This window comes from Marinomonas alcarazii, assembly GCF_003208215.1.
Lineage (GTDB): Bacteria > Pseudomonadota > Gammaproteobacteria > Pseudomonadales > Marinomonadaceae > Marinomonas > Marinomonas alcarazii.
In genome coordinates this window covers 37,346-59,504 of record NZ_QKLW01000004.1, presented here as the reverse complement: position 1 = coordinate 59,504, position 22,159 = coordinate 37,346, and the positions used below count along the sequence as shown (strand labels likewise).

Genomic DNA, 22,159 nt, shown 5'->3' with positions numbered 1-22,159 from the left:
TAGACCAGCAAGTTTAACACTCTTTTTAGCAGAACTCACTGCTATTTATAAAGAGAACTCACTCGTATTAACTAATCGATAAGGACGAATAGTCGCCCCTTTAATCTGACCAAGACCTAAGAATCGCTGAGACTCATGATCGTACATTCTAATTACCGTTTCATGGTCTAATGAAACAGGACTTTGGACAGTTCGACCGAACATCATATCCAGCGAATCTACTTTAGGTAAATCCACTTTAACAAAATGCTCAACGGCCGTATCCATAGAAATTAGATGAGAATCTAACGCTTCATAACCTTGCTCTGCAATGGACTCAAACTCCTCCAACGTCATCATATTTTCAGGCAAGTATCCTGCCGTAGAAATACGATGCAATGAATGAAGATGAGCACCACAGCCCAATGCTTCACCAATATCCTCACCAATCGTTCGAATATAAGTACCTTTAGAACACTGAATATCTAAAGTCAGTGTATCTTCCGTTCTTGAAACAAGGGTAAGATTAGAAATAATAACGCGACGACGTTTCCTTTCAATGACAATACCCTGACGAGCATACTCATATAAAGGTCTTCCTTCATGCTTTAAAGCAGAATACATTGGTGGTATTTGCTCTATTTCACCACGAAATCTGTCCAAAACAGCCTCAAGCTCATCATCAGTAAGTGACGGTATCGACTCTTCCGTCAACACATCACCCTCTCGATCGCCTGTGGTTGTTCTTTTCCCCAGTTGAATACAGGTTAAATAGCGCTTATCTGCATCCAATAAATACTGAGAAAATTTAGTCGCCTCACCAAGACATAATGGCAACATTCCAGTTGCCAAAGGATCAAGCGCCCCAGTGTGCCCAGCTTTTGCCGCCTGATAAAGACGACGGACACGCTGCAGGGCTTGGTTAGAACTTAAACCTATCGGCTTATTCAGCAGGACAATACCGTCCACTGAACGCCATTTTGCTTTAACCATACGAACTTATTACTCGTCTTCTTTACCGTTTTTTGTCTCATCATCACGAATTGCTTCGTCAATAAGAGCAGACATGCGCGAGCCATTTACAACACTCTGGTCATAATGGAAACGCAAATGCGGCATAACACGAAGTTTTACTTCTTGTGCTAAACGACGACGCAAGAACCCTTTTGCACTATCAAGTGCTGCTTGGTTCTCAGCCAATACTTCTGGCTGATCATCTTTACCAAGAACGGTATAGTAAATATCCGCATAACCTAAATCTTTTGCTACACGCACTTCGTTGACAGTAACCAACCCTAAACGAGGATCTTTTACTTCAAACTGGATCAAGGACGCCAGCTCCTTTTGGAGCTGGTCACCAATCCGACTAGTACGACTAAATTCGCCTGCCATGATTTTGTCCTATTAAAGCGTACGCGCTACTTCGACGGTTTCAAAAACCTCGATCTTATCGCCTACTTTGACATCGTTGTAGTTCTTCACGCCGATACCACACTCCATACCGCGGCTAACTTCGTTAACAGCATCTTTGAAGCGACGAAGAGACTCAAGCTCACCTTCGTAAATAACAACGTCATCACGTAGTACACGAATCTGCTTGTTACGGTAAACCGTACCTTCGATAACCATACAACCAGCGATCAAACCAAACTTAGGCGAACGGAATACATCACGTACTTCAGCAGTACCTTTGATGTCCTCGCGAAGATCTGGAGACAACATGCCAGACAATGCAGATTTCACATCATCAATAATGTTGTAGATAACACTGTAGTAACGAAGATCGATGCTTTCACGCTCGATAAACTGCTTAGCTGAGCTATCTGCACGAACGTTGAAACCGAAGATAACCGCATCAGAAGCAAGTGCCAAAGTTGCGTCAGTCTCGGTGATACCACCAACACCACTAGAAACAACATTTACTTTTACTTCGTCTGTATTCAAGTCAGTCAAAGACTTGATCAAAGCTTCAAGAGAACCACGAACATCCGCTTTAAGAACCACGTTCAAGGTACGAACTTCGTCTTTGCCCATTTCAGAGAACAAGTTCTCTAACTTAGCAGAATGCTGACGCGCAAAGCGCACTTCACGGTACTTACCTTGACGGAAGTTAGCTACTTCACGAGCCTTACGCTCATCAGCAACCACAATGAATTCTTCACCCGCTTCCGGTGTTCCATCAAGACCAAGAATCTCAACAGGGATAGAAGGACCAGCGGCATCAATTGCTTTACCAGTTTCGTCCAACAAAGCACGCACACGACCCATTTGAAGACCAGCCAACACAATGTCGCCCTTCTTCAAAGTACCGTTTTGTACAAGCAGTGTCGCTACAGAACCACGGCCACGATCAAGGCGAGCCTCAACCACAACACCTTTAGCTGGAGCACTAGGCACAGCGGTAAGTTCAAGTACTTCAGATTGCAAAAGAACCGCTTCTAGAAGTTCTTCGATACCTTCACCAGATTTAGCCGATACGCCTACGAACTGAACGTCACCGCCCCATTCTTCTGGCACAACTTCTTGTGCAACAAGTTCGTTTTTAACACGATCTAAGTCCGCACCTTCTTTATCTATCTTAGTGATAGCAACAACCATAGGCACTTCAGCAGCGCGAGCATGCTGAATCGCTTCAATAGTCTGAGGCATTACACCATCATCAGCGGCACAAACAAGGATAACGATATCCGTTGCTTTAGCACCACGAGCACGCATGGAAGTAAACGCAGCGTGTCCAGGTGTATCCAAGAAACTAACCATGCCATGAGGTGTTTCAACGTGATAAGCACCAATGTGCTGCGTGATACCACCCGACTCACCCGCTGCAACGCGAGTAGTACGAATGTAATCAAGCAATGATGTTTTACCGTGGTCAACGTGACCCATTACAGTGACTACAGGTGCACGCTTAATCGCCTCACCTTCATAGTCAATCGCTTCAATCATGTCATTTTCGACAGCATTTTCGTCGATAAACTTAACCGTATGGCCCATTTCTTCAACAACAAGCGTTGCTGTATCACGGTCGATTGTCTGGTTAATGGTCGCCATCGCGCCCATTTTGAACATAATTTTAATAACTTCTGCGCCTTTTACTGCCATTTTCTCAGCAAGATCAGCAACAGTAATACTTTCTGGCAAAGCGACTTCATGAATCATCTTCGCTGTAGGTTTCTGGAAACCATGCTCTTGTTTAGCAGGCTTCTTATTCTTACGACCTAACTTACCGCGACGAGTAAATTCATCTTCATCATTCACGTTTACGCGTGAACGTTTGTTATCTGGATTAGCACGACCACGAGGCTTGTCTTTATCATTGTCATGTCTAACTGGACCCTTTTTGCCTTTAGGCGCAACAGTTGACTTTTTACTGTCCATTGCTGGTTGAGACGCTTTTTTCGGGTTTTTTGGCTGCTTCGGTGATTCCACGGGTTCTGCCGCTCCTATATCGGAAACATACTGCTCCGTATCATTTACCGCGCCAGCATCCGCTTTAGCAGGCTTCGCTGCTGCTTCTTGACGCGCTTTTTCTTCAGCTTCAGCTTTTGCTTTAGCTGCCTTCTCTTCTTCTAACTTACGCTCTGCTTCTAGGCGTGCTTTCTCTTCAGCCGCTAAACGCTCTTGCTCTTCCGCAAGACGTTTCGACAGCAATTCTTCCTGCTTTTGAGCTTCTTCGTCTGCATCATCGCGTTTAACATAGGTGCGTTTTTTCTTTACCGCAACATTAACCGCTTTTCCGCCGTCACCACGAGACAAAGTACTAGTGGTTTTACGCTGCAAAGTAATACGCTGACTTGTATCGCTTTCTTCACCATGCTGACGCTTTAAATAGTTCAACAGAACTTGCTTTTCTACTTCAGAGACTTCTTGGCTCGCACTTGTTTGAGGCAAACCAGCGTCTTTCATCTGAGCCAGTAGCTTATCGACTGGCGTATTTACCAATTCGGATAGTATCTTTACGGTTTGAACTGTCATTAAGTTCCCCCTTATGTACTCAGATTTTATTCAGATTCAGCAAACCAAGGTGCGCGAGCAGTCAAAATAAGACTAGCTGCACGCTCTTCTGTCATACCTTCAACATCAAGCAATTCATCAACTGATTGTTCAGCCAAATCTTCCATTGTAATTACCCCCATAGAGGCAAGAACCAATGCAAGGTGATTATCCATTCCATCCATAGCTAATAAGTCAGCTGCTGGTTTGGCATCATCTAATTGTTCTTCTGCTTGAAGTGCTTTATTCAAAAGAGCTTCTTTTGCTCGTGAACGAAGTTCATTCACTAAATCTTCATCAAATCCGTCAATATCTAACATTTCTTCCATTGGGACATACGCCACTTCTTCTAAAGAAGTGAATCCCTCATCGACCATCTGAATCGCTAAATCATCATCAATATCTAATCCAGTAACAAAGATATCGATTAGTTTTTGCGACTCTTCTTGCTGCTTCGCTTCAGCATCTTCGCTGGTCATCACATTCAAAGACCAACCTGTTAGAGCGGAGGCCAATCGAACGTTTTGCCCATTACGGCCAATCGCCTGAGCTAAATTATCACTCTTAACTGCGACATCCATAGAATGAGCGTCTTCATCAATCACAATAGAATCAACTTCAGCAGGCGCCATCGCATTGATAACCAATTGCGCTGGGTTATCATCCCAAAGCACGATATCAACACGCTCACCATTCATTTCGTTAGAAACAGCCTGAACTCGAGCACCACGCATACCAACACAAGCACCAATAGGATCAATACGACGATCATTCGTTTTAACCGCTATTTTTGCTCTTAGACCTGGATCGCGTGAAGCGCTGCGAATCTCAATAACTTCTTCTGAAATTTCTGGCACTTCAAGACGGAACAGTTCAACCATAAACGCAGGGGCGTTACGTGACAGAATCAACTGAGCACCACGGCTGTCTTCACGAATCTCAAGCAACAATGCACGAATTCTGTCATTCATTCTGAAGCTTTCACGAGCAATCAACTGATCTTTTGGCAAAGATGCTTCAGCATTCTCACCCAAATCAATAATCAAGCTATCGCGAGTCACTTTCTTCACTTGACCGTGAACAAGTTTGCCCACTTTCTCAGAATACAAAGCGACCATTTTAGCGCGTTCAGCTTCACGTACTTTCTGTACGATAACCTGTTTTGCTGTTTGTGCAGCAATGCGTCCAAACGCCTCAGACTCAACTTCTTCTTCGTAAATCTCGCCAATAGCAACGCCAAGATTTTGCTCTTCAGAATCATCAATTGTTAACTCGGAAGCAGGAGCAGAATAATCTTCATCCGCAACAATATTCCATTGACGGTATGTTTTGTAATCGCCCGTACGTTGATCAATAGATACACGAATTAATGCGTCTTCTTCAAAACGGCGTTTGGCAGCACTAGCTAAAGCAATTTCAACGGCTTCGAAAATAACTTGTTTCGGAACATCTTTCTCGTTGGAAACGGCTTCTACTACCAAAAGAATTTCTTTGCTCATCCTTTTAGCCTCTCTTCAAGGTTAATTTTTAAAATTGTGGAACTACATTTGCCTTATCAATCAAATCGATAGGCAACAAGTATTCTTCTTGATCTACACGAATAACAATATCTTCGCTTTCGATCCCCATTAGTTGCCCTTTGAATTTACGACGGCCATCGAAAGGCACTCGCAAACGCAAAGAAACAATAGAACCGATATAAGCCTGATACTGAGCCAAACTGAATAAAGGCCGATCTAAACCTGGTGACGAGACTTCTAGGTTATATTCCCCTGTGATAGGGTCTTCAACATCTAGAATAGAACTAACCTGACGACTGACACGAGCGCAATCCTCAACATCAATTCCTTTCTCATCATCGGTCTCAATAAAAATACGAAGCACAGAATCTTTACCTAGTGATAAATATTCCATTCCCCAAAACTCAAAACCTAACCCTTCAACAACTGGTCGAATGAGCTCTTCTAAAATCGTGTATTTCGCTGACAATCGTTTTCTCCGAATATCATTTTTGTAAAACGCAGAAACAAAAAACGGGCTCAAGGCCCATTTACATTAAAAACTTAGTGCAGCAGTACAGATAACAAAAAACCCCATATAGGGGTTCTTAGCACTCCCTTCAAAATAAATTGAGAGAGAAGCCTTCCAGAAGAAGGTTGTCAATCCTGACACTAAATACTCTAAGAACAAGCTGGTGCGCTTACCTAAGATAGGAAAACAAACAGAAAGCGAATACAAAAACACATAACACTTTCAACAAACCAGATTACTCTGCATCAATATTTCGACATCATACACAAAATACGATATCAATTCAATATTGGTGCGGATGGGGGGACTCGAACCCCCACGAGCATAGCTCACCACCCCCTCAAGGTGGCGCGTCTACCAATTCCGCCACATCCGCAAAACTCTTTCCAAACTCTTCAGTACAAAACGCCAGAAACTAAATGAAATTATTACTCAGTCACTGGAATATCAGAATTTGTTTTATTCTTTTCACCTAACTCTGGCAATCCTGTCGTTTCTTCAACCTGAGGAGCTGAAGGAACAAAATCAACCGCGCCAGAAACACCTTTCGCTTTCTCACTGGCAAAAAACGCCAAACCAAAACTGGTCAAAAAGAAAACCAAAGCGAAGACTGCGGTCATTTTCCCAAAGAAGCTGCCGCCACCTTGGCTACCAAATACTGTTTGGGATGCTCCACCACCAAAAGAGGCACCGGCATCCGCACCTTTGCCTTGCTGCAACAAAACCAACGCGATAATTAATACCGCTGCTAGTACATGCAAAACTAAAATAAGTGCTTCCATTTATTAACCTGCTGTTTTTACAATCGCGATAAATTCTTTTGCATCAAGTGATGCACCACCAACAAGAGCACCATCTACATCAGGCATTTTAAATAAAGCCGAGCTGGTTGATGCTTTAACACTTCCGCCATACAAAATCTGAACTTTCTCAGAAACAGATTTAGATGACTTAGCCAAAAAGGCTCTAATTGACTCATGAACGTCTTGAGCTTGTTCTGCACTTGCTGATAGACCTGTTCCTATAGCCCAAACCGGCTCATAAGCAACAACTAGCTTTTCAAATGCAGAAATACCAACTAAATCAATAACCGCTTGAATTTGACGTTCACAAACTTCAAGAGTTTTGCCCGACTCACGCTCAGCTAATGTTTCGCCGATACACAACATTGGAGTCAGACCCAATTCAAGTATCGTTTTCACTTTGGCTGCAACCAGCTCGTCAGATTCTCCATAAAGAGAGCGACGCTCTGAATGACCAACTAAAACGTACTTAACTCCAAAATCACTCAACATAGAAGCCGAAACTTCTCCAGTAAAAGCGCCTTTTATCTCTTGGCTTGCATTCTGAGCCGCCAAAACAATATGGCTACCAGAAATAAGGCTGTCGACCTGAGATAAATAAGGAAACGAAGGAGCAATAACTACTTCAGAGCCAGAACCATCCATCTCAAGAAGGCCATTAACAAGTGCAGAAATGCTCTCTTTTGAGCCATTCATTTTCCAGTTACCAGCAACTATCTTTTGACGAATCATATTCTAACCCCTAAATTCGAGGCGCCCATTCTATGGAATGGACGCTTTGGTTTCAAGCATTTATTTTTTCAATTCACAAATCACTTTATTCGCCGCTCTTTGACTCAACAATAGCGTTCACTTCGTCAACAAGATATTCAACCAACTCATCGACCGTATCATTATCACGCCCCTCAACCATTACCCTGATCAAAGGTTCTGTTCCAGACGCTCTAAGTAATACACGACCAAGCCCATTCAAACGCTCATTCGCAACCGCAATGGCCTTTTGCAAAGCTGGCTCTTCATTTGGAATAAACCGTTTAGCGACACGAATATTCTTTAGCTTTTGAGGAAACTTAACCAAACCGACAAGCAGTTCATCAAGGGCCTTACCCTCTTCAACCATGGCACGAAGAACCTGTAAAGCAGCGATAATACCGTCACCTGTAGTGGTAATAGAGCGACAGACGATATGCCCAGAAGGCTCACCACCCAACACCCAGCCGTGTTGCATCAGCTTCTCGTTTACATAACGGTCACCAACAGCTGCCCGGCTGAAACCAATTCCAGTTTCAGAAAATGCTAGCTCTAGGCCGAAGTTACTCATTAACGTCCCCACAACACCACCACTGAAGCGACCTGTGCGCATCAGATGATTCGCAATGATATACAAAATATCATCACCATCACGCACGACGCCATGGCGATCCACCAGTATTAGACGGTCACCATCACCATCTAACGCGATACCTAAATCGGCCTCTTCAGCTAAGACGTTTTTACGCAACAATTCAGGCTTAGTTGCACCACAGAATTCATTGATATTTAACCCATCAGGATTGATACCAATTGGAATTACTTCGGCGCCTAATTCAGAAAACACGCGAGGAGCGACATGATAAGTTGCACCATCAGCACAATCGACAACGATTTTTAAACCGCTAAGCTGCAGCCCAATAGGAAAAGTACCCTTGCAATACTCGATATATCGACCAGCGGCATCATCAATACGCTTCGCTCGGCCAATAAGACTGGATTCAACAACCTCCATCGGCTGCTCTAGGAAATACTCTATGCGCTCTTCAATTTCATCAGAAATCTTGCCACCTTCAGCTGAGAAAAATTTAATCCCATTGTCAGTGTAAGGGTTATGTGAAGCACTAATAACAATGCCTGCACTGGCACGAAACGTTCGCGTTAAATACGCAATTGCCGGTGTCGGCATTGGACCCACTAGGCGCACATCCGCCCCAGCAGCAACAATTCCTGATTCCAGCGCAGATTCAAACATATAACCAGAAATACGGGTATCTTTACCAATCAAGATTTTCTTATCATGTTCTTTAAAAACCTGACCTGCTGCCCAACCCAACTTCAACATGAACTCAGGTGTTATAGGCGCTGTCCCGACCTTACCTCGAATCCCATCTGTACCAAAATACTTACGCATTAAACCGCTCCCTCAATACGAGACATTAACGCCAACATTTCTACATGCGGCCTAACATCATGAACTCTAAATATACGTGCACCCTTCAAATAAGCAGAAGCATTTGCTCCCATGGTGCCATAAAGTCTTTCTTCCACAGGATTCCCTAGTACATCACCTATCATGGTTTTCCTAGAAAGCCCCATCAGCACCTCAAAACCTAATGACTTTAAAGTATCAGTATGACTCAACAATGATAAGTTATGGGAAAGCGTCTTTCCAAAGCCAATACCAGGGTCCAAAATAAGTCTAGAGCGATCAATTCCAACCGACTCACACGCAGCAACCCTAGACATCAAATACCCAACCACATCGCCCACCACAGAAGTGTAATCAGGTCGATCCTGCATTGTTTGAGGTGCACCTTTCATATGCATCAAACAGATAGGTAAATTTGTCTCAGCAGCGGCCAGCAAAGCCCCTTCACGCTCAAGCGCCCTTACATCATTAATCAGCCCCATACCAAGAGCCGAAGCTGCTCGAATGACATCCGGGGTGCTCGTATCAACAGAGACAATAATATCAAAGCGACGCTTGATCGCTTCAACAACAGGTAAGACACGATCCATCTCTTGCTGAGTGGATACAATTTCGGCACCAGGGCGCGTGGATTCGCCACCGACATCAATAATACTAGCGCCTTCTTGGATCATCACTTCAGATTGACGCAATGCCGCATCTAATGAGTTGAAAGCACCACCATCTGAAAAGGAATCTGGGGTTATATTTAATATCCCCATAACATGAGGAAGGGATAAGTCTAACGACTTATCCCCAAATGACATTAACGACATGAAAAAACCATATCAAAAAGTACTATTTGAAATCACTCACCTGTTGATTTAGGCGACACCTGACCAGAAGTTGCATCTGCATCATCCGCTTTCACGTCATCATCAGACGATAAAACCGCATCATCCTTAACTTGATCAGCATCTTCTGCTTTAGGAGCCTTGGAACCTGGATCAGACCAGCCTTCAGGCGGTGACGGTTTTTTTCCGTCCATGATTTCTTTAATTTGCTTAGCATCAATCGTTTCATACTGCATCAAGGCTTCTGCCATAACATCCAGTTTTGAACGATTTTCAACCAAAATCTTTGTCGCAGTCTCATAACAACGACTAATAATATCCTGAACCTCAGCATCAATAACCTTACCTGTCTCAGGCGAGAAATAGTTCGATTTACTGCCCGTTGGCCCAGAAATAAAGCTACCACTATTGTCATCTTCTTCGTACGCGAAAGGACCTAGTTTTTCAGACAAGCCCCACTTGGTAACCATGTTGCGAGCAATACTAGTAGCGCGTTCAATATCATTTGAAGCGCCCGTTGAAACACCATCAAAGCCATGAATCATTTCTTCAGCGATACGACCGCCGTACAAACTACAAACCTGACTTTCAAGACCGCGCTTACTGATACTGTATTTATCTTCCTCTGGAAGATACATGGTGACACCTAAAGCACGACCACGAGGAATAATAGACACTTTATAAACAGGATCATGTTCAGGCATCAAGTAACCAATAATGGTATGACCCGCTTCATGGTATGCCGTGTTTAACTTTTCTTTATCACTCATCACCATGGTCTTACGTTCAGCACCCATGAGGATTTTATCTTTCGCTAACTCAAGCAACTCCATATTCACTAATCGACGATTAGAACGAGCTGCAAACAATGCCGCTTCGTTTATCAAGTTCGCTAAGTCTGCACCAGAAAACCCTGGTGTACCACGAGCGATGTTTTTTGGCTCAACATCATCATCACAAGGCACTTTACGCAAATGCACCTTAAGAATCTGTTCACGACCACGAATGTCTGGCAAACCAACTTGAACCTGACGGTCAAAACGGCCTGGACGCAACAATGCTGGGTCCAATACGTCTGGGCGGTTAGTCGCCGCAATAACGATAATACCTTCGTTACCTTCAAAACCATCCATTTCTACCAATAGCTGGTTCAATGTCTGCTCGCGCTCATCGTTACCGCCTCCCATACCGGAACCACGGTTACGACCTACGGCATCGATCTCATCGATAAAGATAATGCATGGTGCGTGTTTTTTAGCTTGTTCAAACATATCACGAACACGAGACGCACCAACACCCACAAACATTTCAACGAAATCAGAGCCCGAAATAGTAAAGAAAGGCACCTTAGCTTCACCAGCAATCGCTTTTGCCAGCAAGGTTTTACCCGTACCCGGAGGACCGCACATCAAGATACCACGTGGAATTTTACCACCAAGGCGTTGAAACTTACTTGGCTCTCTTAAGAAATCGACAAGCTCTTCGGTATCTTCTTTCGCCTCATCACAACCAGCCACATCGGCAAAGGTTGTTTTAATCTGGTCTTCAGGTAACAGACGCGCTTTTGACTTACCAAAAGACATTGGTCCGCCCTTGCCGCCGCCACCGCCTTGCATTTGGCGCATGAAAAACATGAAGATGGCAAGAATAAGAAGAATAGGAAAACTGGCGACAAGCAATTGAGTCCAAATGCTTTGCTGCTCAGGCATACGCCCTTCAACAACCACATTATTACTCAGCAAGTCGTCCATAATTTTTGGATCAGCTGCCGCTGGACGCACAGTATCAAAGGTGTCGCCACTGGTTCTACTACCACTAATGGTGTAACCATCAACAACCACTTTGGCAATACGACCATCCTGAACTTCTTTTACAAATTCAGAGTATGAAATTCGGTTCGTATCAGATGTCGTATTAAAATTATTAAATACAGTTAGTAGTACAGCTGCTATTACCAACCACAACAGTATATTTTTCAGCATATCGTTCAAGAGCACACCTCTAAACGGTTATTTAAAATGTATCTGGTAATCATACCAGAACATATCCCATTAACCTTTATATTGTCTTCCTAATAAGTAAACTTCACGACTTCTTGCTCGCGATGCATCTGGTTTACGTGTTACTACTGACCCAAATTGAGCCCGCATAGTTTTCAGGTATTCTTCGAACCCTTCACCCTGAAACACTTTTACCAGAAAATTCCCACCTGGACGCAATACTTGTGCCGCCATATCCAAAGCAAGTTCTACAAGATACATAGCTTGTGGCTGATCAGAAGAACTGTTACCACTCATATTGGGGGCCATATCTGAAATTACAAGATCTGCTTTCTCATCTCCAATTTCAGCCAAAATAGCCTCGTACACTTCCTGCTCAGTAAAATCACCCTGAACAAAACGCACGCCCGGCAAGGGTGCCATCTCCAATATATCAGAAGCCACAATTGTTCCATGATCCCCAACAAGTTTTGCTGCCACTTGTGACCAACCACCAGGAGCAGCGCCAAGATCCACAACTCGCATAGCGGGTTTGAATAGCTTGTCTTTATCGTTAATCTCTATCAGCTTATAACTGGCTCTAGAGCGATAACCATCTTGCTGGGACTTTTTGACATATGGATCGTCAAAATGTTCCTTCATCCAATTATTACTACTTTTTGATCTTGCCACGTTTTCATCATACCTAAATTAGTCAATATTCCGCTATAATATCGCTTAACCTCTTAAGCCTCCAATAAAGAGGGTCAACTAATATGAGAAAATTTAACTATGAGTCTAACAAACGCCCAAAAAAAGCAATATCGCCTAATCGGCCACGCGCTAAATCCTGTGGTTATGATTGCGGGCAACGGTTTAACTGAAGCCGTATTAACTGAAGTAGATCGCGCATTAGAAGATCACGAGCTTATTAAAGTACGCATTAGCATCGCGGATCGCGAAGTTCGTACCGCTCTTATTGCAGAAATCAGTAAAATCATGAAATGCGAAACTGTTCAGACTATTGGCAAAGTAGCACTTTTTTACCGTGCAGCTTTAGAGCCAAACCCAAAGCTTTCGAATCTTCTTCGCTAAATACACCATGAGATAGTCTTTTTTGAACAAAAAACAGACTATCTCTAAACTCTTCAACGATATGGCCGATACTCTTGATAGCGAATCAAGGAGTCGTATTATGCTGTTCATAGAGGCGCTCAATCGAGCATCAAATCAACCGAGCGAGAGAAAAACCATTTCTCGGGTCAAATATCGCCCTATAACCAGTAATCAAGATTCAGTTGACCTAAGCTCTGCTGCGCATCAGGTAAAAGAAATATACCTAGATAGCCAAAATAAAGAATCGCTTACGGCCTCAACCAGTATATTTGCCAACCTAATTGAACACGTACTCAGCCACATATTTGAAGCTAAGTTCCACATTCATTCACCAGAAGAACTCGACTTAGACAAAAAAGAATGGCGTCTTTTTTTACAAGTCCCCCCTATACACGCAAACAAAAACAACAAAACAGCGGGATACATGGCACCAGAGATTCATCGACGACCACCAGCAAAACAACTCATTTTCCACATTCCGGTTAAGCCTTCATACGGAATACCTGTGGAAATGACCCTACTTTTATCGCCACATAACGGCTCCCCTGAAACATTAGAGCTTTTTCACTCGCTCCCTAAAGAAAATTCTCTGCCTGTACTAAAAACACCGTATCCGCCAGAATTTTTGGATCAGCAAACCAGGCATCACCACATTTTACTGGATCAAGATGGCGAGCCAGATCAGCTCTCAGCCCTCTATGCTCATGTTAATCAAAGTAAGTTAGCTGAAGAAAGTTCACTGCCAAAGCAGATGTTTGGTTTAAGAATTTGGCGAGCCAAGAACAACGCCCTAACACCGATAGTATTAGGAAGTAATAAAATAGGCCTGCTTTTTGTCGGTCACTACACAGCACTAGAAGGCAACATTCACAGCGTAGAGCAAAGCGCTAGACAAGCATCCAATCTCTATACCAAAGCCTAATTGTAAACGCCAGCCAATAAAAAACCCTTCAAGCCAGAAGCTTGAAGGGTTTCAGTAACAAAACACTAGAGTTAAATACTAAAGCTTGCGCCACAACCACACGTTGATGTGGCATTAGGGTTCTGCACCACAAAGCGCGAGCCTTCTAAGTTTTCTTTATAGTCTACTTCAGAGCCAACTAAGTATTGGAAGCTCAACGGATCGACCACTAAAGTCACTCCATTACGCTTAACTTCTGTATCGTCTTCTTGATGCTCTTCATCAAACGTAAAACCATACTGAAAGCCAGAGCAACCGCCCCCTGTTACATAAACTCGCAACATGAGTCGATCGTTCTCTTCTTCTTCAATCAAAGATTGCAACTTAGCCGCAGCTGCGTCTGTAAACTCGATAGGATCAATCGATTCAACCATGCTCATTTCAATACCACTAAAACCATTTCAATAAATGAATTATCCGCTTATCCGAGTAATTTAGTCAAGTATAGATCAGTGCTCTCGAGTAGAACGGAAACGTACTTCAGGCCATTTCTCTTCGGCCATCATCAGATTTACTCTTGTTGGCGCTAAATAAGTTAAATGGCCACCGCCATCAATCGCCAAATTATCACGACATTTGTTCTTAAATTCTTCAAACTTCTTAGCATCATCACATTCAACCCAGCGAGCGGTATTAACGTTAACGGGTTCGTAAATGCACTCAACTTTGTATTCGTCTTTTAAACGATAAGCCACAACTTCATATTGCAACTGACCTACCGCACCAACAATCAGTTCATTATTGCGTTGTGGCATAAATAGCTGAGTAGAACCTTCTTCGGAAAGCTGCTGCAACCCTTTCTGTAACGCTTTCATTTTCATTGGATCTTTCAAGCGTACACGGCGAAACAATTCTGGGGCAAAGTGAGGAATACCTGTAAATTTCAAATCCTCACCTTCTGTAAAGGTATCACCGATTTGAATCGTGCCATGGTTATGCAAACCAATGATATCACCAGAAAATGCCTCATCAACACCCTCACGATCGCCAGCGGTGAAAGACACCGCATCCGTCACCTTAATATCTTTTCCAATGCGACAGTGACGCATTTTCATGCCGCGGCTGTAGGTTCCTGAACACACTCGCATAAACGCAATACGGTCACGGTGCTTTGGATCCATATTGGCTTGGATTTTAAAGATAAAACCAGAGAACTTTTCTTCTTTCGCGGCAACTGTACGAGAGTTTGTTTCGCGATCGATCGGTGCGGGAGCCCACTCAACAAAGCCGTCCAGCATTTCGCGAACACCAAAGTTAGACAACGCCGTACCAAAGAACACAGGCGTTAATTCACCAGCAAGATACGCATCATGATCAAACTCATGACTAGCACCACGAACTAACTCGATCTCTTCAACGTACGCTTCCCAATCATCACCAAGCAACTCCTTAGCTTCATCAGACTCTAACCCTTCAATACGAATGTCATCCATCAAAGTATGACCACGTCCACGAACAAATACGTGGATAGTATCAGTATAAAGGTTATAAACCCCTTTAAAGAAATCACTCATACCTATGGGCCACGTGATAGGAGCCGCGGCAATTTTCAATACATCTTCCACTTCGTCAAGCAACTCAATCGGATCACGAATATCGCGGTCCATTTTGTTAATGAAAGATAAAATAGGCGTATCACGAAGACGACAAACATCCATCAACTTGATCGTGCGATCCTCTACACCCTTCGCACCGTCGATCACCATCAACACAGAATCAACAGCTGTTAACGTTCGGTAGGTATCTTCAGAGAAATCTTCGTGCCCAGGGGTGTCCAGCAAGTTAACCGTACGATCTCTATAAGGAAACTGCATCACAGAAGAGGTAATCGAGATACCACGCTGCTTCTCCATTGCCATCCAATCTGATGTGGCATGCTTATCACCTTTACGCCCTTTCACTGAACCTGCAGTCTGTATCAGCTGCCCTAGTAACAGCAATTTTTCAGTGATAGTAGTTTTACCGGCGTCTGGGTGGGAGATAATAGCGAAAGTACGTCTATCGCTTACTTCATTAAGGAAATTCTGGTCTGCCATTAAAGTGTTCTTTTAGGTTATACGCGAGCTTATTATAAAGCCCCGTGATGTTAATCTTGGATTCTATACGCCTATTTTCGCTGATCTCGACGTTATAAACAATCAATGCTCTACGAATTATTCGCAAACGCTTACTTTAACTCTCTTCAGTAAACAGTTTACTGCACAAAAAAAGGAGCCAAAGACGGCTCCTTTTTTACTTATTAGCTTTGCTTTTAGCTAAGCTCAATTACTCTGCGTTTTCTTCAGTTACTAATCCATCTGGACGTTTCGGAAAGATCCGACGAACAACAACAAAGAATAAAGGCACAAAGAAAATAGCCAATACAGTTGCCGTCAAAGTACCGCCCACGATACCTGAACCTATAGAAATTCGACTATTTGCACCCGCACCAGAAGAAAGCGCTAGCGGTAAAGTACCCACCATAAACGCCAAAGACGTCATGATAATAGGACGTAAGCGCAAGCGAGCAGCTTGAGCAGCAGCATCCCACACCCCAAGTCCTCGTCGATAAGCCGCTTCAGCGAACTCTATGATCAAGATCGCATTCTTAGACGACAAACCTATGGTGGTTAATAACGCAACCTGAAAATACACATCGTTTTCCAAGCCTCGCAAATGCGCCGCTGCAGCAGAACCTATTACCCCAAGAGGAATAACCATGATCACCGAGAAAGGCACAGTCCAGCTCTCATACAAGGCTGCAAGACATAGGAATACAACCAAAATCGAAATGGCGTACAACAATTGCGTCTGCCCACTCGATAAACGCTCTTGATAAGACAAACCACTCCAAGAGCCTGTTACACCAGGTAAGTTGTTCGTAATACGCTGCAATTCATCCATGGACTCACCCGAACTCACGCCAGGAGCTCCTGAACCTTGAATTTCATAAGAAGCGAGGCCGTTAAAACGAGACAAACTCTTCGGTCCATATGTCCATTCGCTTTTAGCAAAAGCAGAAAATGGCGTCATCGTATTGTCATTACTTCGAACATACCAGTGCTGTAAATCTTCAGGAGCAGAACGGTATTCCGCTTCACCTTGCATATAAACAGTCTTAACACGACCACGGTCGATAAAGTCATTGATATAACGACCAGCCCACGCGCTGCTCAAGGTTGAGCTGATATCAGATAAAGACAAGCCAAGCGCAGACGCTTTTTCTTGGTCTATATCAATATGCAGTTGCGGCCCTTCAGACTGTGAACCCAAGCGAACACCAGTCAATAACGGGCTTGCATTAGCATCGTTAAGCAAATTATTTCGCATCTCAAGCAAGGTTTCACGATCAGTGTTACCGGTTGCCTGAAGCTGGAAAGTAAAGCCACTACTCTGACCCAAACCTTGGATTGAAGGCGGAATTAGAGAGAAGATTTGCGCATCACGTATACCTGCAAAAGCACCATAAGAACGACCAACGATAGCGCTAGCACTATTCGCAGGGCCAATTCGCTCACTCCAATCTTTTAACGCAATGAACGCCAAACCTGCGTTTTGGCCACTGCCCATAAAGTTAAAGCCAGAAATAGTGAACACGTCATTAACATTGTCTTTCTCAGTTTCGAGGAAATAGTTTTCCACTTCCTGCATGACCTTATCAGTACGAGACATAGAGGCGCCTTCAGGCAAAGACACCATAACCATCACTCGACCTTGGTCTTCGGTTGGCAAGAAACCAGAAGGCAAATTCAACATCAAGCCGCTTAAACCGGCAACGATCATGCCGTATACCAGCATCCAGCGAACAGGCTTTTTAATGATACGACTAACACCATTAAAATATTTGCCCGTAAAGCGGTCAAAGTTTCGATTAAACCAACCACCAAGACCCTTATATTCATCTGAATGATCTTTTGGTTTTAACAGAGTCGCACACAAAGCTGGCGTTAAGGTTAATGCCACAATCACAGACAAAACCATGGCAGCAACGATGGTTACCGAAAACTGTCGATAAATAACCCCCGTAGAACCACTAAAGAACGCCATCGGTAAAAATACCGCAGACAAAACGACCGCAATACCGATAAGGGCACTTGTTATCTCCTTCATGGACTTGATCGTCGCCTCTTTAGGAGACAGCTTTTCTTCTTCCATGACTCGCTCAACGTTCTCAACCACAACGATGGCGTCATCAACAAGCAAACCGATAGAGAGTACGATACCGAACATGGTCAGCGTGTTGATCGAGAAACCAAATACCTCCAACACACCAAATGTACCTAAAAGTACAACAGGCACTGCAATTGCAGGAATGAGCGTCGCACGCCAGTTCTGCAAAAAGACGAACATCACAATGATTACCAAAGCAATGGCTTCAAAGAGAGTTTTGACCACTTCTTCGATGGATATTTTAATAAAGTCAGTATTATCAACAGGGAATGAAAATTTATACCCTTCAGGCAAACTGCCAGACAAATCATTCAACGTCTTTTTCACCGCTTCCGACGTCGATAAGGCATTTGCGCCTGGCGCCAACATCACAGCCAAACCAGAGGCAGGGTGTTTATTCAAACGGGGAATGTAGCCATAAGACTCACTACCAAGTTCAACCCTTGCAACATCACTCAAACGAACCGTTGCACCACTGTCATCATAAGTCAGTATGATGTCTTTAAACTGCTCTGCCGTTTGTAATTTAGACTGAGCGGTGACTGTGACGTTAAGTTCTTGCCCTTTAACAATCGGGTAAGCACCAAGGCTACCTGCAGCAACCTGAGTATTTTGAGCATTAATTGCTGCTGCGATATCAGAAGGCATCAACTTATAAGAGGCCAATTTCAGTGGATCCAACCAAACGCGCATGGCGTAAGCCGCACCAAATACTTGGATACTACCAACACCATCAACACGAGAAACAGGGTCCTGAATGCTTGACACTAAAAAGTCAGAAATATCATTTGCTGTATCTCTATCTGTCTCATCATAAACAGACGCTACCATCAAAAAGTCTGAGTTCGCTTTGCGAACAGTCACACCGTTTTGCTGAACAGACGTTGGCAAATTGGACGTAATTTGCTGAATTTTATTTTGCACTTGTACTTGTGCAATATCAGCATCTGTACCTTGCTCAAAAGTAACATTTATACTTGCACGACCACTTGAGCTACTGGAAGACGAGAAATATAAAAGACCGTCAAGGCCAGTCAATTGCTGCTCTAATACTTGAGTAACACTGTTTTCAACCGTTTCAGCTGAAGCACCAGAATACGTTGCTGAAATACTAATCGTAGGTGGCGCTACATTAGGGTATTGAGAGATTGGTAAGGCCGTTATTGCACCAAGACCTGCCAGCATAATCGCAATGGAAATAACCCACGCGAATACCGGACGATTGATAAAAAAATGAGCTAACATAGATTAATTCCCTTGAGTCGAAGAACCGCTGGCATCGACAATAGCACCAGTCTCACTATCTCGTTTCATTGCAAACGGCACGACTTCAGTGCCTGGTTTTGCCTTCATAGAACCTTCAACAATGACTTTTTCACCCGATTGAATACCAGAGAGAACCAACCACTGATTACCCAAAGAGCGTTCAATGTTCAAAATACGGCGCTCAACCACATTTTTATCGTTAACAACCAAGGCAACAGGATTGCCTTTAACGTCACGAGAAACGGCTTGCTGAGGCACTAGAATCGCTGAATTATGTGTTAGCTCATTAATCAAGCCACGAACAAACATTCCCGGCAAAAGAAGGTTATCTGGATTTGGAAATTCAGCACGCAACGTGACACTACCGGTGGACTCATCTACGCTTATTTCTCTGGCTTTCAAACTACCTTTATATTGGTACTCTGTGCCATCTTCTAGAATCAAAGAAACTTGATTTGAGCCACGCTCAACACCCTCTTTCGTTAAAAACGTACGCTGTTTAAGCTGATCCAAACTTGTTTGAGATAAGTCTACAAAAATAGGGTCCAATGAACGAACCGTTGTCATAACGGCAGCCTGACTACCCGTCACCAAGGCACCTACAGTAACGCGAGAGATACCGATTCGACCATCGATAGGGGATTTGATTTTAGTGTAACCTAAATTGATTTTGGCGTTTTCTAACGCGGCTTCAGACCCTTTTTGCCTTGCTTTAGCTTCTAGAAAAGCCACTTGCGCATCATCTAAATCTTGCTGAGAAACATTATTTTGCTTACGCAGCTCTGTGTAGCGTTGCAGTTTCAACTGCGCAGATTTGAGGCTTGCATTCGCTGACTCTAAGTCCGCTTGAGCTTGGTTATAAGAAGAAACATAAGTAGAGTCATCCAATTCGTAAAGCAAATCACCTGCTTTAACATTTTGACCTTCCTCAAAAAAACGCTTCTTAACGATTCCACCCACCTGCGGACGAATTTCTGCGACCAAGCTTGAAGTGGTACGTCCAGGTAATTCAGCAATTAGATCTGTTTTTTGGGCTTCAATACTAACGACTCCCACTTGCACTTTCGGAGCCGGTGGTTTTGCAGAAGCAGACTCAGCAGCCTCTTCCTGACAACCAGCCAACAAAAAAATAACTAACACGCTTAAAGCATATTTAGATTTAGACAACATTGAGGAAACTTCCTTTCGAGATATTGAGAATGACCATTCACTAGCACTATAATACAAGAAATGTACCTAATATATGTCAAAACGTGCAAATAAATGAGATCTATTAAGCCGCCATGTCACAGCGATCAGCGAAAGCAATGCATTATTGATGCCACTGAACAACACGCCCTTGTGAAAGGCTTTCATAAAGCCAGTATGAGCGAAATTGCCAAAACAGCTGGACTGAGTGTTGGCCAAATTTATCGATACTTTGCACACAAAGATGACATTATCTGCGCTTTAGTAGACCAATTTACCGAAAAAAGATTACAGTTTATGGCGTCTTTTTTAGATAAAAAAGATTGGCTAAACCGACACTTTTCTGAAGAAAATCAAGACACTCATAGCATGAGAGTGATGCACTATGAAATCCAAGCGGAAGCATCACGTAACCCTGTTATCGAGAAAATCTATATGGAATCCAATAACCGCTTACAAGCTCGCGCGGTAAAAATTCTTCAATCTCAATACCCCAAAATGGCAAAAGCAGAAATCATCGCACGTATTGAAATACTCGTTACGCTTACTGAAGGCTTACTGGCCAGATGGGACTCACAGAACAGACCTTTTAACGAAGAAACGCAGTTAATCTATCAGCAAACTTTAGACACGATTCTGCCCGATTAAATATTCACTCAGAAGTTTAAAACTCTCTCATGAATATTTACGCGTTTTGAATATGCCCCTAATTTGAGGCCAGCGGCTAATTAACATCGCAACAAAGATCAAAAAACAGCCAAATATCTGACCACCCGACATCGACTCCCTAAACCAAAATACCGCAAAGATAGCAGTCCAAACAGGCTCCAAATTCATAATAACTGCCGCATGACTTACTGGCGTCAAACTCATCCCATAAGCTTGTAATAAAAACCTCAGACTACTGGCAATCAAAGTACTCGCAAGGAACCAACCGGCCACCTCAAGACTAATGCTGTGCGGAAGCGATTCTGTTAACAGTGATAGCAACAATAAGACACAGCCTGCCGCCAATAACTGAATCGTCGTTAATACTAAAACATGCATACGCATAGAAAAACGCGACAATAAATTAAGCTGAAACGCCAAGCCTAACGCCGAACAAAAAAAGTACACATGGGCAAATTCGAAATCCAAGCCATTATCCAATGCCAAAAAAGCCAAGCCTAAAACAGCCACAGGCAAGGCAAGCCAGATACTCAATGGTGGCCTAGCGCCAAACATAAATCGCGCAATCAAAGGCACCAAGACAACCCCTAGGCTGGCGATAAAAGCCCCCACTCCTAAGTTCGAACCTTGATCTAAGCCTTTCACCCAAAACATCATGGTGATCCCCATCACCAAACCGACCAACCCCGCCCGCTTAACATCCTGCCAGTTTAGCCCCTGAAAATATTTCAACCCAGCAAGATACAAAACAAAACCCGCAACAAGAAAACGTACCCCCATAAAAAACTGCGGTGGCATTCCTGAGATGGCTTCTTTTGAAAAGATCCAACCAAACCCCGCCAAAATAGTGACGAAGACTAAAATCAATTCAGCTTTCAGATGAGTCCCTTGTTTCAAGAGCTTTCCTTACTTAAAAATAATAATGTTGGACAGAAAAGGCGCTCCCCCTACCAAATGCAAGACACAAAAAAGCCTGCATACCGAGTGAGCTATCACTAAGTTCGCAGGCT

General features: G+C 43.4%; 19 protein-coding genes and 1 tRNA gene. 3 read left to right on the top strand and 17 right to left on the bottom strand.

Features of this window, described 5'->3' with window-relative positions; all coding sequences use genetic code 11:
- Nucleotides 1–45 precede the first annotated feature (45 nt).
- The 12 genes from truB to rlmE all read right to left on the bottom strand — a co-directional run bounded on the left by truB (nucleotide 46) and on the right by rlmE (nucleotide 12,493).
- Nucleotides 46–972, bottom strand: coding sequence for a tRNA pseudouridine(55) synthase TruB (truB, locus tag DFP75_RS10090; RefSeq protein WP_110575217.1), 927 nt, complete (start codon nucleotides 970–972; stop codon nucleotides 46–48).
- A gap of 9 nt (nucleotides 973–981) precedes the next feature.
- A complete protein-coding gene (gene rbfA, locus DFP75_RS10085) occupies nucleotides 982–1,371 on the bottom strand; it encodes a 30S ribosome-binding factor RbfA (protein WP_110575215.1) in 390 nt (129 codons plus the stop codon).
- Between the two features lie 12 nt (nucleotides 1,372–1,383).
- Nucleotides 1,384–3,954: a translation initiation factor IF-2 gene (gene infB / locus DFP75_RS10080; protein WP_110575213.1), complete on the bottom strand. Its 2,571-nt coding sequence runs from the start codon at nucleotides 3,952–3,954 to the stop codon at nucleotides 1,384–1,386.
- A gap of 26 nt (nucleotides 3,955–3,980) precedes the next feature.
- Nucleotides 3,981–5,471: a transcription termination factor NusA gene (nusA, locus tag DFP75_RS10075; protein WP_110575211.1), complete on the bottom strand. Its 1,491-nt coding sequence runs from the start codon at nucleotides 5,469–5,471 to the stop codon at nucleotides 3,981–3,983.
- Between the two features lie 28 nt (nucleotides 5,472–5,499).
- Entirely contained in the window at nucleotides 5,500–5,961 is a 462-nt protein-coding gene (gene rimP / locus DFP75_RS10070; protein WP_110575209.1) for a ribosome maturation factor RimP, read from the bottom strand.
- 332 nt (nucleotides 5,962–6,293) lie between these two features.
- Nucleotides 6,294–6,379, bottom strand: a tRNA-Leu gene (locus tag DFP75_RS10065).
- A gap of 52 nt (nucleotides 6,380–6,431) precedes the next feature.
- Complete coding sequence (gene secG, locus DFP75_RS10060; RefSeq protein ID WP_110575207.1) at nucleotides 6,432–6,785, bottom strand: preprotein translocase subunit SecG; 354 nt, start codon at nucleotides 6,783–6,785, stop codon at nucleotides 6,432–6,434.
- A gap of 3 nt (nucleotides 6,786–6,788) precedes the next feature.
- Complete coding sequence (tpiA, locus tag DFP75_RS10055) at nucleotides 6,789–7,538, bottom strand: triose-phosphate isomerase (protein WP_110575205.1); 750 nt, start codon at nucleotides 7,536–7,538, stop codon at nucleotides 6,789–6,791.
- Between the two features lie 85 nt (nucleotides 7,539–7,623).
- Nucleotides 7,624–8,970, bottom strand: coding sequence for a phosphoglucosamine mutase (gene glmM / locus DFP75_RS10050; RefSeq protein ID WP_110575203.1), 1,347 nt, complete (start codon nucleotides 8,968–8,970; stop codon nucleotides 7,624–7,626).
- On the bottom strand, nucleotides 8,970–9,803 hold the full coding sequence (gene folP / locus DFP75_RS10045; RefSeq protein WP_110575201.1) for a dihydropteroate synthase: 834 nt from the start codon (nucleotides 9,801–9,803) through the stop codon (nucleotides 8,970–8,972). Before folP ends, glmM begins: the two co-directional genes overlap by 1 nt.
- Before the next feature lie 32 nt (nucleotides 9,804–9,835).
- Complete coding sequence (gene ftsH, locus DFP75_RS10040) at nucleotides 9,836–11,812, bottom strand: ATP-dependent zinc metalloprotease FtsH (RefSeq protein ID WP_110575199.1); 1,977 nt, start codon at nucleotides 11,810–11,812, stop codon at nucleotides 9,836–9,838.
- A gap of 60 nt (nucleotides 11,813–11,872) precedes the next feature.
- Nucleotides 11,873–12,493: a 23S rRNA (uridine(2552)-2'-O)-methyltransferase RlmE gene (gene rlmE, locus DFP75_RS10035; protein WP_110575197.1), complete on the bottom strand. Its 621-nt coding sequence runs from the start codon at nucleotides 12,491–12,493 to the stop codon at nucleotides 11,873–11,875.
- A gap of 99 nt (nucleotides 12,494–12,592) precedes the next feature.
- On the opposite strand from rlmE, the gene DFP75_RS10030 reads away from it, so the two are divergent.
- Nucleotides 12,593–12,895, top strand: a complete 303-nt coding sequence (locus DFP75_RS10030; protein ID WP_110575195.1) for a YhbY family RNA-binding protein — start codon at nucleotides 12,593–12,595, stop codon at nucleotides 12,893–12,895.
- A gap of 100 nt (nucleotides 12,896–12,995) precedes the next feature.
- Nucleotides 12,996–13,838: a hypothetical protein gene (locus tag DFP75_RS10025; RefSeq protein WP_110575193.1), complete on the top strand. Its 843-nt coding sequence runs from the start codon at nucleotides 12,996–12,998 to the stop codon at nucleotides 13,836–13,838.
- 71 nt (nucleotides 13,839–13,909) lie between these two features.
- On the opposite strand, the gene erpA is transcribed toward DFP75_RS10025, so the two are convergent.
- The 4 genes from erpA to DFP75_RS10005 all read right to left on the bottom strand — a co-directional run bounded on the left by erpA (nucleotide 13,910) and on the right by DFP75_RS10005 (nucleotide 20,462).
- Nucleotides 13,910–14,257 carry an iron-sulfur cluster insertion protein ErpA gene (gene erpA, locus DFP75_RS10020; RefSeq protein ID WP_110575191.1) on the bottom strand — a complete coding sequence of 116 codons (348 nt, stop codon included), beginning with the start codon at nucleotides 14,255–14,257 and terminating at the stop codon, nucleotides 13,910–13,912.
- Between the two features lie 69 nt (nucleotides 14,258–14,326).
- Nucleotides 14,327–15,913, bottom strand: coding sequence for a peptide chain release factor 3 (locus tag DFP75_RS10015; RefSeq protein WP_110575189.1), 1,587 nt, complete (start codon nucleotides 15,911–15,913; stop codon nucleotides 14,327–14,329).
- Between the two features lie 229 nt (nucleotides 15,914–16,142).
- Nucleotides 16,143–19,271 (bottom strand): efflux RND transporter permease subunit, encoded by a 3,129-nt coding sequence (locus DFP75_RS10010; protein ID WP_110575187.1) that lies wholly within the window; start codon nucleotides 19,269–19,271, stop codon nucleotides 16,143–16,145.
- A gap of 3 nt (nucleotides 19,272–19,274) precedes the next feature.
- Complete coding sequence (locus tag DFP75_RS10005) at nucleotides 19,275–20,462, bottom strand: efflux RND transporter periplasmic adaptor subunit (RefSeq protein ID WP_110575185.1); 1,188 nt, start codon at nucleotides 20,460–20,462, stop codon at nucleotides 19,275–19,277.
- 93 nt (nucleotides 20,463–20,555) lie between these two features.
- On the opposite strand from DFP75_RS10005, the gene DFP75_RS10000 reads away from it, so the two are divergent.
- The gene (locus DFP75_RS10000; RefSeq protein WP_110575183.1) at nucleotides 20,556–21,128 is read left to right on the top strand and encodes a TetR/AcrR family transcriptional regulator; all 573 of its coding nucleotides are present in this window, start codon (nucleotides 20,556–20,558) and stop codon (nucleotides 21,126–21,128) included.
- Nucleotides 21,129–21,155: 27 nt separating this feature from the next.
- Here DFP75_RS10000 and DFP75_RS09995 read toward each other — a convergent pair whose 3' ends face one another.
- Nucleotides 21,156–22,046: a DMT family transporter gene (locus tag DFP75_RS09995; RefSeq protein WP_110575180.1), complete on the bottom strand. Its 891-nt coding sequence runs from the start codon at nucleotides 22,044–22,046 to the stop codon at nucleotides 21,156–21,158.
- Nucleotides 22,047–22,159 lie beyond the last annotated feature (113 nt).

What these genes read in the sequence shown, in the direction of transcription:
- infB (WP_110575213.1), bottom strand. Translation starts at nt 3,954, where the DNA reads ATGACAGTTCAAACCGTAAAGATACTATCCGAATTGGTAAATACGCCA.
- erpA (WP_110575191.1), bottom strand. Translation starts at nt 14,257, where the DNA reads ATGAGCATGGTTGAATCGATTGATCCTATCGAGTTTACAGACGCAGCT.
- tpiA (WP_110575205.1), bottom strand. Translation starts at nt 7,538, where the DNA reads ATGATTCGTCAAAAGATAGTTGCTGGTAACTGGAAAATGAATGGCTCA.
- DFP75_RS10010 (WP_110575187.1), bottom strand. Translation starts at nt 19,271, where the DNA reads ATGTTAGCTCATTTTTTTATCAATCGTCCGGTATTCGCGTGGGTTATT.
- nusA (WP_110575211.1), bottom strand. Translation starts at nt 5,471, where the DNA reads ATGAGCAAAGAAATTCTTTTGGTAGTAGAAGCCGTTTCCAACGAGAAA.
- truB (WP_110575217.1), bottom strand. Translation starts at nt 972, where the DNA reads ATGGTTAAAGCAAAATGGCGTTCAGTGGACGGTATTGTCCTGCTGAAT.
- DFP75_RS10005 (WP_110575185.1), bottom strand. Translation starts at nt 20,462, where the DNA reads ATGTTGTCTAAATCTAAATATGCTTTAAGCGTGTTAGTTATTTTTTTG.
- folP (WP_110575201.1), bottom strand. Translation starts at nt 9,803, where the DNA reads ATGTCGTTAATGTCATTTGGGGATAAGTCGTTAGACTTATCCCTTCCT.
- secG (WP_110575207.1), bottom strand. Translation starts at nt 6,785, where the DNA reads ATGGAAGCACTTATTTTAGTTTTGCATGTACTAGCAGCGGTATTAATT.
- glmM (WP_110575203.1), bottom strand. Translation starts at nt 8,970, where the DNA reads ATGCGTAAGTATTTTGGTACAGATGGGATTCGAGGTAAGGTCGGGACA.
- rbfA (WP_110575215.1), bottom strand. Translation starts at nt 1,371, where the DNA reads ATGGCAGGCGAATTTAGTCGTACTAGTCGGATTGGTGACCAGCTCCAA.
- DFP75_RS10025 (WP_110575193.1), top strand. Translation starts at nt 12,996, where the DNA reads ATGCTGTTCATAGAGGCGCTCAATCGAGCATCAAATCAACCGAGCGAG.
- DFP75_RS10000 (WP_110575183.1), top strand. Translation starts at nt 20,556, where the DNA reads ATGAGATCTATTAAGCCGCCATGTCACAGCGATCAGCGAAAGCAATGC.
- DFP75_RS10015 (WP_110575189.1), bottom strand. Translation starts at nt 15,913, where the DNA reads ATGGCAGACCAGAATTTCCTTAATGAAGTAAGCGATAGACGTACTTTC.
- DFP75_RS10030 (WP_110575195.1), top strand. Translation starts at nt 12,593, where the DNA reads ATGAGTCTAACAAACGCCCAAAAAAAGCAATATCGCCTAATCGGCCAC.